Source organism: Streptomyces sp. NPDC048415 (assembly GCF_040651675.1).
In the GTDB taxonomy this organism is placed as follows: Bacteria; Actinomycetota; Actinomycetes; order Streptomycetales; family Streptomycetaceae; genus Streptomyces.
The window spans coordinates 173586-186711 of record NZ_JBEZKJ010000007.1 but is presented as its reverse complement, the minus strand read 5'-3'; the positions used below and the strand labels follow the sequence as shown (position 1 = coordinate 186711).

General features: G+C 69.7%; 11 protein-coding genes. 7 read left to right on the top strand and 4 right to left on the bottom strand.

From position 1 onward, the window contains the following. Positions 1-85 precede the first annotated feature (85 nt). Positions 86-949, bottom strand: coding sequence for a hypothetical protein (locus AB0D27_RS08395; RefSeq protein WP_362503876.1), 864 nt, complete (start codon positions 947-949; stop codon positions 86-88). A 240-nt stretch (positions 950-1189) separates the two neighbouring features. Here AB0D27_RS08395 and AB0D27_RS08390 point away from each other — a divergent pair, with 240 nt between their 5' ends. Beyond that, positions 1190-3751, top strand: coding sequence for a M14 family zinc carboxypeptidase (locus AB0D27_RS08390; protein ID WP_362503873.1), 2562 nt, complete (start codon positions 1190-1192; stop codon positions 3749-3751). 32 nt (positions 3752-3783) lie between these two features. Here the strand turns inward: AB0D27_RS08390 and AB0D27_RS08385 are convergent, their stop codons facing one another. Continuing rightward, a complete protein-coding gene (locus AB0D27_RS08385) occupies positions 3784-4203 on the bottom strand; it encodes an organic hydroperoxide resistance protein (protein ID WP_362503870.1) in 420 nt (139 codons plus the stop codon). Positions 4204-4308: 105 nt separating this feature from the next. Further along, positions 4309-5364 carry an NADP-dependent oxidoreductase gene (locus AB0D27_RS08380; protein WP_362503867.1) on the bottom strand — a complete coding sequence of 352 codons (1056 nt, stop codon included), beginning with the start codon at positions 5362-5364 and terminating at the stop codon, positions 4309-4311. Positions 5365-5459: 95 nt separating this feature from the next. Between AB0D27_RS08380 and AB0D27_RS08375 the strand changes: the two genes are divergently transcribed. Next, a complete protein-coding gene (locus tag AB0D27_RS08375) occupies positions 5460-5894 on the top strand; it encodes a MarR family transcriptional regulator (RefSeq protein ID WP_362503864.1) in 435 nt (144 codons plus the stop codon). A 108-nt stretch (positions 5895-6002) separates the two neighbouring features. Here AB0D27_RS08375 and AB0D27_RS08370 read toward each other — a convergent pair whose 3' ends face one another. Further along, on the bottom strand, positions 6003-6788 hold the full coding sequence (locus tag AB0D27_RS08370; protein WP_362503861.1) for a hypothetical protein: 786 nt from the start codon (positions 6786-6788) through the stop codon (positions 6003-6005). 254 nt (positions 6789-7042) lie between these two features. Here AB0D27_RS08370 and AB0D27_RS08365 point away from each other — a divergent pair, with 254 nt between their 5' ends. From AB0D27_RS08365 to mmsA, 5 genes are all read left to right on the top strand, one after another. Then, positions 7043-8200 (top strand): mandelate racemase/muconate lactonizing enzyme family protein, encoded by a 1158-nt coding sequence (locus AB0D27_RS08365; protein WP_362503859.1) that lies wholly within the window; start codon positions 7043-7045, stop codon positions 8198-8200. Beyond that, positions 8197-9201, top strand: coding sequence for an alcohol dehydrogenase catalytic domain-containing protein (locus AB0D27_RS08360; RefSeq protein WP_362503856.1), 1005 nt, complete (start codon positions 8197-8199; stop codon positions 9199-9201). The genes AB0D27_RS08365 and AB0D27_RS08360 overlap by 4 nt, the downstream gene beginning before the upstream one ends. 122 nt (positions 9202-9323) lie before the next feature. Then, positions 9324-10292 (top strand): hypothetical protein, encoded by a 969-nt coding sequence (locus AB0D27_RS08355; RefSeq protein WP_362503853.1) that lies wholly within the window; start codon positions 9324-9326, stop codon positions 10290-10292. Between the two features lie 137 nt (positions 10293-10429). After that, positions 10430-11548: a multiple monosaccharide ABC transporter substrate-binding protein gene (chvE, locus tag AB0D27_RS08350; protein WP_362503850.1), complete on the top strand. Its 1119-nt coding sequence runs from the start codon at positions 10430-10432 to the stop codon at positions 11546-11548. A gap of 32 nt (positions 11549-11580) precedes the next feature. Beyond that, a complete protein-coding gene (gene mmsA / locus AB0D27_RS08345; RefSeq protein ID WP_362503847.1) occupies positions 11581-13122 on the top strand; it encodes a multiple monosaccharide ABC transporter ATP-binding protein in 1542 nt (513 codons plus the stop codon). The last annotated feature ends 4 nt before the right edge of the window (positions 13123-13126 follow it).

The following is a 13126-nucleotide window of genomic DNA, read 5'->3' as shown; positions in this document are numbered from 1 at the left end:
CTTCGCGCTCGTCCACAAACGCCGGACGGGCTCAAACAGCCCCTCCGGCGTTTGAGGAGCGGGGTTTGGGGGCGGAGGGGGCGAGTCACGCCGGGGTGACCGCGATCACGACGCTTCGGTCCGCCGCGGGGGACACCGCCGCCGAGACGCGGACGGCGGCGGCCCGGGCGACGCGCCCCGCGCGGGAGGCGGAGGCGAGGAGCAGGGGCTGGACGTGTTCGAGGCCGGACACGAGCAGCTCCTCACCCGCGATGAGCAGCGGACGCGCGGCCGTCATCGCCGCGGCCGCCGCCTCGGTGAGATCGGCGAGCGGCGGCAACCCCGCCCGGACGACCCCCGCACCGGCGGCAGCCGCCCGCTCGGCGAGGGCCACCTGAAGCGGCAGCAGCGGAGCCAGCGCCGCCGTCAACGCGTCGGCGATCCGGCGGAGTTCGGGCGAGGAACCGCGCAGCACGTCCGCGGCGGCACGCAAAACCGGAGTCAGCGCGAGCAGCGCCCCCGCCGCGGCCCCCGCCGCCGCGGGCAGCAGCGGCGAGGTCGCCTCCACCAGCTCGCCCAGCGCGAGTGCCGCCTCCTGCACCGCGGGCTCCACCGCGTCCAGCACGGGCAGCAGACTGTCGCCGATCGCGGCGAGCAGCGCCTGGGCGGGTTCGCTCACGGGATGCACCGCGAGCGGCGCCCCGCTGGTGCCGAGCCGGGTCAGGGTGTCGACGATCCGGTAGAAGGCCTCCTGCGCCTGCGGGGACGCGCTCGCCTCGGCGAGTTCCGCCGTCGTCTCGCGCAGGACGCGCAGCACCTCCGCCCCGGAACCGTCCCGGGGGTCGAACGTGTTGATGGCGATTTTGGTGATGTTCCCGGCCGTGTCGAGGAGTTGGCCGGTGATGTCGGTCGTGTTGCGCGCCATGCGCAGCACGTCCTGCCTGCTGGGGAGCGTCGGAATCGGGGACATGGGCCCTCCTCGTCACGCGCGTTGCCGCTCGGCCGTTCGTTCCGGCGGCCCGGCCCTCCGTCGCGCCGGCGCCCGCACACAGCATGCCCCTTCCGGCCCGTGCGGGATGCGCCATCCGGGGCATCGACGACGACGGCCGTGACGGAATCGCGCCCTTGTTGCGGGAGAGTCGGACAGGTACACCTCGCCGTACCGATCTGTACCGATCCCAGGACCTGACTCCCTCCGGAGGTACGACGCGTGCGCCTGCCGAGACCCGTCCTGATCGCCACCGTCGCCGCCACCGCGGCCGGTTCACTGCTGCTCACCCCGCTCCGCGCCGGCGCGGAGCACGACCCACCGGTCCGTGAGGGATCCGCCGCGGAGACCGACGCCGCCACGGCTCCCGCGAGCGCCGCCCGCAACGCCCTCACCGCCCCCGTCGCCGACCTGGCGGCCGACACCCGCGGCTATCCCCGCGAGCAGGTCCTCAGCCCGGACCCGGAGAACCCGGCCGACAAGTCCCTCAAGCTCGGCCTCACCCCGTACCACGCCATCGCCCCGAAGCTGAACGCCCTGCAGCGTCTGGGCGACCGCGTGAGCGTCGAAGTGACGGGGCGCTCGGCCGGTGGCCACCGTCTCTATCTCGTCACCGTCACCGCGCCCGAGTCGGCCCGCCAGACGCGTGCGCAGGAGCGGATGCGCGAGCTCATCGAGAGCGCACCCCGGACGGCGGCGAAGGACCCGGCCGTCAAGACGGCGTACAAGATGCCCGTCTTCTTCAACGACAACATCCACGGCAACGAGTGGGAGGGCACCGACGCCGCCCTCGCGCTCATCGAGCGGCTCGCGACGGCCAAGGACGCGAAGACCACCGATCTCCTCGCCCACAACCGGGTCTACTTCAACGTCACCGCGAACCCGGACGGCCGTATCGCGGGCACCCGCGCCAACGCCAACGGCTTCGATCTGAACCGGGACTTCATCACCGCCTCGCAGCCCGAGGTGCGCGCGATGCGGCAGATCGCGATCGACAAGCAGCCGGCCGTCATGCTCGATCTGCACGGCTATGTCAACGGCACCCTCATCGAGCCGACGACACCGCCGCACGGCGAGAACTACGAGTACGACCTCTTCCTCAGGAACACCTATGCGGGCGCCCTCGGCATGGAGGCCGCCGTCAACGGCCTCGGCTACACCCCGGCCAAGGACGGCGTGGAGCCGGTCCAGATCCCCTTCCGCGACCAGCGGGAGGGCTGGGACGACTGGCCGCCGATCTTCACGCCGCAGTACGCGGCCTTCCACGGCACGGTCGCCGCACACACGGTCGAGATCCCGCTGGCAGTGAACAACTCGGCGTACGACACGCTGCCGGTCGAGGAGTTGAGGCGCCGCTCGGCCATCAACGTCGCTGTCGCGGGCGCCGCCATGCGCGCGACCCTCGACTTCGCCCGGTCCCACCGCGCGTCGCTCATCGCCGACCAGATCGAGGTCTTCCGGCGCGGCACGACGGGCGCCGCGCAGGTACCGGTCTCCGCCGAGACCGTCCCCGGCGTCCCGGGCATCGGCCCCGAGGACGTCTACACGACCGACTTCCCGCGCGCCTATGTCATCCCGGCCGGCGGTGCCCAGCGCTCCGCCACCGCCGCCGCGCGACTGGTCGACCACCTCGTCGCCAATGACGTACGGGTGACGCGCGCGACCGGCGGTTTCCGGCTGGCGGGACGGTCGTACGCGAAGGGTTCGTACGTCGTCGATCTGCACCAGCCCAAGCGCGGTCTGGCGAACGTGCTGCTGGCGGACGGGCGGGACATCAGCGACAAGGTGTCGACGATGTACGACATCTCGGGCTGGAGCCTGGGCCGTCTGTGGGGCGCGACGGTCGAGCGGGTGGAGAGCGGGAGCCTGGCCGCCTTGCCGCTGCGTACGGTCGACTCCGCCACGCGCGTCGGATACGTCGCCGCGCACGGTGACCTGCGGCTGCGGCTCGATACTCCCCAGGAGATCGCCGCCCTCAACTCCCTTTTGAAGCAGGGTGTTTCGGTGCGGCAGTCGGCGGGCGGCAGTGTGGTCGTGCCGTCTTCGGCACGCGCGAAGGCAGCCGCTCTCGCGCGCGTCTACGACGTCGCCTTCGATGCGACGAAGGCCGCGCGGGGCGCCGTTCTGCATCGCGTGCGCGTCGCCGCCGCCGTCACCCCGGGCGAGCTGTTCGCCCTGCGTGAGATGGGCTTCGACGTGGTGCCGGTGTCGACGGCGATCCTGAACGCGGGCTTCGACTGGTCCACGGCGGACGTGCTGTTCGTGTCGTCCGGCCTGAACCACGCGGCGCTCACCGCGTCCGCCCGGGCGGCCCTCGACGCCTTCCTGAGCGGCCACGGCCTCGTCGGAGGCGGGGCCACGGGCGCGGCGCTCAACGCCGCCGCCGGACTGCTCGCGGTGAAGGCGGTCCAGGGCAATGGGGACGCCAATGGTGTGGTGCGGGTGGTGAATTCGACCGGCGTGAGCGCGGGCGCGCCGGAGCACGGTTTCGTGTACGCGCCCGTCTGGTTCACCGATCTCGGCCCGGGGGTCCGCGTCGAGCAGTCGTACGCGACAGGCGATCCGCTCGTCGCCGGGCACTGGCGACCGCTGGACGACGGCTCGGGAGGGCCGACGGCGGCCGGGGGGCAGGCGTCGGTGGTCAGCGGCCCGCACACGGTGCTGTTCGGCACGCAGCCGCTCTTCCGCGACCATCCGAAGGGAGAGTTCCCACAGGTGGGAAGGGCCCTGCTGACGGTCTCCCGAGCCGCCCTGACACGGCAGAGACCGCACCCCACGTCCTAGGGTGCGGCCTCTGTCGTATGCAACGACCGCCGTCAGGCAAGCGTCACGGTGATGTTGCCGCGAGTCGCCTTCGAGTACGGGCACACCTGGTGGGCCTTCTCGACGAGCGCGCGGGCGGTGGCGGTGTCGACGTTCGGGATGTCGGCGGTGATCTCGACGATGATCCCGAAGCCGTCGTCGTTCTTGCCTATGCCGACCTTCGCGGTGACGGTCGAGCCGGAGACATCGGCGTTCTCCTGGCGAGCGACGACGCCGAGGGCGCCCTGGAAGCAGGCGCTGTACCCGGCGGCGAACAGCTGCTCCGGGTTGGTGCCGGCGCCGCTGCCGCCCATCTCCTTGGGCGGGTTGACGACGACGTCGAGCTTGCCGTCGTCGGTGGCGACGCGGCCGTCGCGACCGTTCTCGGCGGTGGCGACGGCGGTGTACAGGACGTCGGTCTGCTGGATGGACATACGGTGCGTTCCTCCTTGGTCCGTCGCGACTCGCGCCCACGATCGCGACGACTTCGGAAAGAAGTTACCGTATCCCGGAAGTCAAGCAGAAGCCCCGCGGCACTTTCAGAGCTTGACGATCATCTTTCCGATGTTGTCGCCGCGCAGGACGCCGAAGAAGGCCTCCAGGTTGTTCTCGATGCCCTCGACGACCGTCTCGCGGTACTGCAGCTCGCCGGAGCGGATCCAGGCGCCGACCTCCTGGACGAACTGCGGCTGCAGGTCGTAGTGGTCGCCGACCAGGAAGCCCTGGATGCGGCCGCGGGTCTGGATGAGCCGGGCGAGGTTCTTCGGGCCGGGGACGGGCTCGGTGCTGTTGTAGACGGAGATCATGCCGCAGACGGCGATACGGCCGTCCCGGTTGAGGGAGCCGATGGCCGCCTCCAGGTGGTCGCCGCCGACGTTGTCGAAGTAGACGTCGACGCCGTCGGGGGCGGCCTCGCGCAGCTGCTCGCCGACCGGGCCGTTCTTGTAGTTGAAGGCGGCGTCGAAGCCGTACTCCTCGACCAGCAGCTTGACCTTCTCGTCGGAGCCGGCGGAGCCGATGACCCGGGAGGCGCCCTTGAGCTTGGCGATCTGGCCGACCTGGCTGCCGACGGCACCGGCCGCGCCGGAGACGAAGACGGAGTCGCCCTCCTTGAAGGAGGCGATGCGCACCAGGCCGGCGTAGGCCGTGAGGCCGGTCATGCCGAGGACGCCGAGGTACGTCGACAGGGGTACGGCCTCCGGGTCCGCCTTGAGGGACGGCACGTCCGCCGGGCCCACCTTGACGGCCTGCTTGGCGTCCACGACGGCGTACTCGCGCCAGCCGAGGAAGTGCAGCACGTGGTCGCCGACCTCGATCCCCTCGGCGTTCGAGGCGACGACCTCGCCGACCGCGCCGCCCTGCATGACCTTGCCCAGCTCGAAGGGGGCGGCGTACGACTTGGCGGCGCTCATACGGCCGCGCATGTACGGGTCGACGGAGAGGTACTTGTTCCGTACGAGGACCTCGCCCTCCCCCGGTCGGCGGATCTCGGCCTCGACGAGGGCGAAGTCCTCCGGCTTGGGCCAGCCGACCGGGCGGCTGACCAGGTGCCATTCGCGGCTGACGGCGGGGAGCTGGGCGGTGGTGTCGGTCATGGGGGGCCTTTCCGAATCCTCAAATACTTCAGTACCTGAAACAACCATGCGCTTGGATATTTCAGGATGTCAAGTAAGCGGGTAACCTGGAGCGCATGGCCACGCAGAAGACACCCCGGATCGACCCCTTGACCCTGGAGGTCGTCGAGTTGATCGGCACGGTCGTGGCCCGGTACCACGAGGAGTACGAGGAGGCCGCGGGGGAGCACGCGCTCACCGGGGCGCAGGCGCGGCTGCTGGGTCTGCTGTCGATGGAGCCGCTGCCCATGCGGCGGCTGGCGCAGCAGCTGAAGTGTGAGCCGTCGAATGTCACCGGGATCGTGGACCGACTGGAGGCTCGGGGGCTGGTGGAGCGGCGGCCCGATCCCGCGGACCGTCGCGTGAAGCTCGCCGCGGCGACGGAGGAGGGCCGGCGAGTCGCCCGCAGCCTCCGCGACTCACTCCGCTTCGCCCGCGAGCCGCTGGCGAGCCTCTCCCACGAGGAGCGACTGTCCTTGCGGGGGCTGCTCCAGCGGATGCTGACGCCGTAGGTTTGGGCCCCGCCGCCCCTCCCCGCCCTTGGGGGCTCCGCCCCCAAACCCCCGCTCCTCAAACGCCGGAGGGGCTGAATTTCCTCCGGGCGGCCCTAGAGATTCCCCTTAGGTGCACCACCACAAGAAACGGTTGCACGTCTCCGAAGGAGCGGGGTTCGGGGTCGGGACCGAGGTGGTCGGGGCGGCAGTGGCGGGCGCGGACGTATGGGGGGCCGAGGTGGCCGCGGGGGCCGAGGCGGAGGCCCCGGGCGCCGTGCCCGCCGTAGCCGACTGCTCGCCCTGGTCCTTCTTGCCGTCCTTCGCGGAGGCGGACGCGGACGGCGATCCGGAGCCGGAAGGGGATGCCGAGGCGTCGGGAGAGCCCGTGGCCGAGGTGCCACCGCCCCCCGCCGTGTCGCCGATCGGCTTCGCCGTCTCCCCGCCCTTCGAGGACGCCGACCCGCCGGAGGAGTCATCCCCGGCAGCCGCGGGCTTCGGGCTCAGCCCGGGCGCGTCGATACCGAGCTCAGCGAGACTCAGCCCCCCGGCCGCCAGTACGAACCCCGCGGCGATGAGCAGCGTGCGGCGCCGCCGCCGACGATGTGCCGCGGCCTTGCGGTCACGCCGGCTCGCACCACCGGGAGCATCCGGACCCTCGGGGCCGGCCTCGACGGCGCGCCCGCGCCCCCGGCCACCCCGGCTCTGTCCGCGTCGGCGGGCGGCCCGCCCGGGCCGCTCGTCGAAGTCGTCGCCGTCGTCGTACGACACATCGGCACCGGTCGCGTCCGGGCTCGTCTCCGCGTGCGGATCGGCCTCCTCCGCATGGGTGCGGAGTTCTTCGACGGGGGTGCCGCACCCAGGGCAGGCAAGGGCGCCGTTGAGGTGCCGTCGGCACGGGTGGCAGTAGTCCATGACGCGGGAAGAGTAAGTTCCGCACCGGTAACGTTCATAGGCGCGGCTGTGAATGTTGTGTGGGGAACTGACCGTTCCGGCGTGCCGAGTTGAGACACCCCCGACCATTCCCCGCCATCCCCGGCGCATCGCGTCGAAACCGTTATGCGTTCGCCCCATTGACACTGCCGGTGCCGCATCCTTACTGTCACGCCAGCATTTCGAACGTGTGACGAAATTTCGAACAGAGCCGAAGAGCACAGGGGGCAACTGCCGTGCGCATCACGGGAATCAGCACGCACGTGGTCGGGACGCCGTGGCGGAACCTGACGTACGTCCAGGTGCACACCGACGAGGGCGTCACCGGAGTCGGCGAGACCCGCATGCTGGGCCACACCGACGCGTTGATCGGCTATCTGCGGGAGGCGGAGGCCAATCACATTCTCGGTTCCGACCCGTTCGCTGTCGAGGACCTCGTACGCCGGATGAAGTACGGCGACTACGGGCGCGCCGGCGAGATCGTGATGTCCGGCATCGCGGTCATCGAGATGGCCTGCTGGGACATCAAGGGCAAGGCGCTCGGGGTACCGGTCTGGCAGCTGCTGGGCGGCAAGGTGACCGACAAGGTCAAGGCTTACGCCAATGGGTGGTACACGACCGAGCGAACTCCGGAGGCCTATCACAAGGCCGCGCGGGAGGTCGTCGCCCGGGGTTACAAGGCCCTCAAGATCGACCCCTTCGGCACCGGGCACTTCGAGCTGGACCACGAGGCCACCCTCTACTCCGTCTCGCTGATCGAGGCCGTACGCGACGCGATCGGCCCCGAGGCCGAGCTGATGCTGGAGATGCACGGCCGGTTCTCGCCCGCCACCGCCGTCCGCCTGGCCCGCGAACTCGCGCCCTTCAAGCCCGCGTGGCTGGAGGAGCCGGTCCCGCCGGAGAACCTCAAGGCACTGGAGAAGGTCGCCGCCAAGGTCGACATCCCGGTCGCCACCGGTGAGCGCATCCACGACCGGATCGAGTTCCGCGAGCTCTTCGAGAGCCAGGCCGTCGACATCATCCAGCCCGACGTCGGCCACATCGGCGGCATCTGGGAGACGCGCAAGCTGGCCGCGACCGCCGAGGCGCACTACGTGCTCGTCGCGCCGCACAACGTCGGCGGCCCTGTCCTCACCGCCGCCTCCCTCCAGGTCGGCTTCACCTCCCCGAACTTCAAGATCCTCGAGCACTTCAACGATTTCGCGGACGCGGAGATCAAGAAGGTCGTGAAGGGCGCCCCGCAGGTTGTCGACGGCTACTTCCAGCTGTCCGACGCGCCCGGCCTCGGCGTCGAGCTGGACGTCGACGCGGCGGCCGAGTTCCCGCAGCAGCAGGCACGGTTCGACCTCTGGGCGGACGGCTGGGAGCAGCGCAAGCCGAAGGGGACCCAGTGAGCACGGCGGTCGTCATCGAGGCGCCGGGCGAGCACCGGCTGACCCCGCACGAGCCGGTACAGCCGTCGGCGGGCGAGACCCTCGTGCGCGTGCACGCGGTCGGGATCTGCGGCAGCGACCGCGAGGTGTACCAGGGCAACCGGCCCGAGGGGTACGTCCGTTACCCCCTCATCCCCGGCCACGAGTGGTCCGGGACGGTCGAGGCGGTCGGCACCGGCGTGCCGTCGACCCTCGTCGGGCGCAAGGTCGTCGGCGAGGGCTTCCGCAACTGCCAGGTCTGCGACCGCTGCCACGCGGGCGAGACAACGTTGTGCACGGCGGGGTACGAGGAGACCGGCTTCACCCAGCCGGGCGCGATGGCCACCACGCTGACGCTCCCGGCCCGGCTGCTCCATGTGCTGCCCGACGACGCCGATCTGACGGCCGCCGCCCTCCTCGAACCCGCCGCCTGCATCGCGGCCGCCGCCCTCAAGGCGAACGCCCGGCCGGGCGAGCGGGTGGCCGTGGTGGGCACCGGCACACTCGGGATGTTCGCCGTTCAGTTCCTGAAGGCCGGCTCCCCGGCCGAGCTGCTGGTGGTGGGCACCCGCCCGGACCGGGCAGCGCTGTCCAAGGACTTCGGCGCCACCGACTTCCGTACGAGGGACCAGGAACTCCCCGACGACTTCGACGTCGTGATCGAGACCGCCGGATCCGCGTCCGCCGCGCGCACCGCCGCTTCCCTGCTCAGGCGCGGCGGACGCCTGGTCCTCACCGGGATCCCGGCGCCGGGTGCCGAAGGGCTCGACCCCACCGATCTCGTCGTACGGCAGCTGGAGGTGCACACCGTGTTCGGGGCGCCGCCGGAAGCCTGGGCGCACACGGTGCGGGTGTTCGGCGCGGGGCTGCTGAACCCGTCGCCGCTGGTCACGCACGAGCTGCCGTTGGCCGAGTTCCCGCAGGCCATCGAGCTGGTCGGGTCCGGCGATCCGAAGGTCGGAAAGGTCCTGCTGCGGCCGTAACCCACCCGAAGCCGTACGCCGGTACGGAGTTTCCTGACGGCTCCGTACCGGCGTACCACCGCAGCCCACGCACACCCAGAGCCGCGAACCCAGTCCGAAATATCGAACATGAAGGACAGCTTGTGACCGACGCCTCTCCTACGGAACCCCGTCGACCCGGTGAGCCGGCGCTCGCCGCGCTCGGCCTGGGCGCGCCCGCCCTCTCCCCCGCCGACGCCTCGCCGCACACCTTCCCGGGAGGCGGCCGTTGGCGCACCGAGGTTCCCTCCGTGGAGGGGCCCGAGGCGCTCGCCGTGGTCCTCAAGGAGTCCTCGCGGCTCGATGTGCCGATCCACCGGATCAGCCAGGGCAGCGGTGTCTGGATGCTGACCGACGCCGAGATCACCGAGATGGTCGAGGCCACCGGCGAACGCGACATCGAGCTCTGTCTCTTCACCGGTCCGCGCGGCACCTGGGACACCGGCGCCTCCGTACGCACCGACTCGCACGGCGCCGGACTGCGCGCCCGGGGCCATGACGCCGTCGCCGGCTGCGTCGAAGACGCCATCAGGGCAGCGGAGTTGGGCGTCAAGTGCCTGCTCGTCGCCGACGAGGGCGTGCTGTGGACGCTGCACAGGGCACGTGTCGCCGAAATCATCCCTGCCGATACGACCCTGAAGGTCTCGGCGCTGATCGGCCCGGTCAACCCCGCCTCGTACGCCGTGTACGAAAACCTCGGCGGCGACTCGATCAACGTACCCAGTGATCTGACGCTCCATCACCTCACCGAGATCCGGCGGGTTTCCGCCGCTCCCATGGACATGTACATCGAGGCCCCCGACGACCTCGGCGGGTACGTGCGGATGTACGAGGTGGCCGAGCTGATCCGGCGCGGCGCACCGCTCTATCTGAAGTTCGGACTGTCCAAGGCGCCCGGTATCTACCCCTACGGGCACCATCTGCGGGATCTGACCCTGAGCACCGCCCGGGAACGGGTGCGGCGCGGCCGGCTCGCCCTGGACCTGCTCGCGCGGCACGGAGCGGACGGTGACATGGCGCCGCTGGGTTCGCGGTTGCCCGGTCCACTGAGGCGATTCGACATCTCCTCATAACGTTCCGAACAAACCCCCTTCACAAAAGACGACACAGCCGCGCACAATCCCACACACCTCTTCTCGGTCTTTTCTCGCCCCGCCCTTCGGAGCGGCCCCGCACCGCGAGACCGAGCCGGCCCACGACATCAAGGAAGATGATCATGCGCAACCGCAGAGCCGCCCTCGCCGCCATAGCCGGAGCCGCTTCCCTCGCCCTCACCCTGTCCGCCTGCGGGCAGAGCGGGTCGGGCGGCAGCAAGGAGGACAAGAAGGACGCCAAGGGCTCCACGGTCGGCATCGCGATGCCCACCAAGTCCTCGGAGCGGTGGATCGCCGACGGCGCCAACGTGGTCAAGGACCTCAAGGCGGCCGGTTACAAGACCAAGCTGGTCTACGGCGAGGACGACCCCGACACCCAGGTCTCGCAGATCGAGAACATGATCACGCAGGGCGTCAGCGCGCTGGTCATCGCGGCCATCGACAACAAGTCGCTGGACAACGTGCTCCAGCAGGCGGCCGACGCGAAGATCCCGGTGATCTCCTACGACCGGCTCATCCTCGGCACCAAGAACGTCGACTACTACGCCTCCTTCGACAACGAGAAGGTCGGCGAGCTCCAGGGCAACTACATCCTGGAGAAGCTCGGTCTGGCGGACGGCTCCAAGAAGGGCCCGTTCAACATCGAGCTGTTCGCCGGCTCGAACGACGACAACAACACGAAGTACTTCTTCGGCGGCGCGATGAAGGTCCTGCAGCCCTACATCGACAAGAAGCAGCTCGTCGTCAAGTCCGGCCAGAACAAGCTGAGTCAGGTCACCACCCTGCGCTGGGACGGCGGCACCGCCCAGAAGCGCATGGACGACCTGCTGACCTCGGCGTACTCCAAGGCCCGGGTCGACGCGGTGCTCTCGCCCTACGACGGCATCTCCATCGGCATCCTCTCCTCGCTGAAGTCGGACGACTACGGCTCCAAGAACAAGCCGCTGCCGATCGTCACCGGCCAGGACGCCGAGGTCGCCTCGGTGAAGTCGATCATCGCGGGTGAGCAGACGCAGACCGTCTACAAGGACATCCGCAAGCTCGCCAAGGTCGCCACGAACATGGTCGACTCCGCGCTGAACGGCAAGAAGCCGGAGATCAACGACACCAAGACGTACAACAACGGCGTCAAGGTCGTCCCGGCCTACCTGCTGCAGCCGGTGAGCGTCGACAAGAGCAACTACCAGAAGGAGCTCATCGACTCCGGTTACCTCAAGGCGAGCGACGTCAAGTAACCGCCGGTTCTCAAGGATTGGAAGGCACGACCATGGCGGGACCCGTCCTGGAAATGCGCTCGATCGTCAAGACCTTTCCCGGCGTCAAGGCGCTCTCGGACGTCACGCTGACCGTCCGTCCGGGCGAGGTCCACGCCATCTGCGGGGAGAACGGCGCCGGGAAGTCGACCCTGATGAAGGTGCTCTCCGGTGTCCATCCGCACGGGAGTTACGAGGGCGAGATCCTCTTCGAAGGGGAGACCTGCCGCTTCAAGGACATCCGGGCGAGCGAGCAGCACGGCATTGTGATCATCCACCAGGAGCTGGCCCTGGTGCCGTATCTCTCCATCGCGGAGAACATCTTCATCGGCAACGAGCACGCCACCCGCGGTGTCATCAGCTGGAACGAGACGCTCAAGCACGCGAGCCGGCTGATGCGCCGGGTCGGTCTCGACGATCATCCGCAGACCCGCGTCGCCGACATCGGCGTGGGAAAGCAGCAGCTCGTCGAGATCGCGAAGGCGCTGTCGAAGGAGGTGAAGCTGCTGATCCTCGACGAGCCGACCGCGGCGCTCAACGACGAGGACAGCGGCAAACTCCTCGATCTCATCCTGGAGTTGAAGAACCAGGGCATCACCTCGATCATCATCTCCCACAAGCTCAACGAGATCGAGCGGGTCGCCGACTCCGTCACGATCCTCCGGGACGGCCGAAGCATCGAGACCCTCGACGTGAAGGCCGCGGAGACCACCGAGGAGCGGATCATCAACGGCATGGTCGGCCGTGACCTCGACCACCGCTTCCCGCAGCGCACCCCGCACCAGGCCGAGGCGGGCAGCGCGCCGGCCCTGGAGATCCGCAACTGGACCGTGCATCACCCGATCGACCAGCAGCGCAAGGTGGTCGACGATGTGTCGCTCTCCGTGCGGCGCGGCGAGATCGTCGGCATCGCGGGCCTGATGGGCGCGGGCCGCACCGAGCTCGCGATGAGCGTCTTCGGGCGCACCTACGGCCGGTACGCGGGCGGCACCGTCCTCAAGGACGGCACGGAGATCCGTACCAAGAGCGTGCCCGAGGCGGTCGCCCACGGGATCGCGTACGTCACCGAGGACCGCAAGCACTACGGGCTCAACCTCATCGACACCATCGGCCGCAACATCTCGCTCAGCGCGCTGGACAAGGTCGCCAAGCGGGGTGTCGTCGACGACCACGAGGAACGCAAGGTCGCCGAGGGCTTCCGCAAGTCCATGAACATCAAGGCGCCCAACGTCTTCGAGCCGGTCGGCAGGCTGTCGGGCGGCAACCAGCAGAAGGTCGTCCTCAGCAAGTGGATCTTCGCGGGTCCCGATGTACTGATCCTGGACGAGCCGACCCGCGGGATCGACGTGGGTGCCAAGTACGAGATCTACACGGTCATCGACCAGCTGGCCGCCGAGGGCAAGGCGGTCGTCTTCATCTCCTCCGAACTCCCCGAACTGCTGGGCATGTGCGACCGCATCTACACCATGGCAGCCGGGCGGCTCACCGGTGAGGTTCCGCGTTCCGAAGCGACGCAGGAAGTGCTGATGCGCCACATGACCAAGGACAAGAGGTAGTACC

Coding starts and splice junctions, on each gene's coding strand:
- AB0D27_RS08395 (WP_362503876.1), bottom strand. CDS start 949: ATGTCCCCGATTCCGACGCTCCCCAGCAGGCAGGACGTGCTGCGCATG.
- AB0D27_RS08385 (WP_362503870.1), bottom strand. CDS start 4,203: ATGTCCATCCAGCAGACCGACGTCCTGTACACCGCCGTCGCCACCGCC.
- AB0D27_RS08380 (WP_362503867.1), bottom strand. CDS start 5,364: ATGACCGACACCACCGCCCAGCTCCCCGCCGTCAGCCGCGAATGGCAC.
- AB0D27_RS08375 (WP_362503864.1), top strand. CDS start 5,460: ATGGCCACGCAGAAGACACCCCGGATCGACCCCTTGACCCTGGAGGTC.
- AB0D27_RS08370 (WP_362503861.1), bottom strand. CDS start 6,788: ATGGACTACTGCCACCCGTGCCGACGGCACCTCAACGGCGCCCTTGCC.
- chvE (WP_362503850.1), top strand. CDS start 10,430: ATGATCATGCGCAACCGCAGAGCCGCCCTCGCCGCCATAGCCGGAGCC.
- mmsA (WP_362503847.1), top strand. CDS start 11,581: ATGGCGGGACCCGTCCTGGAAATGCGCTCGATCGTCAAGACCTTTCCC.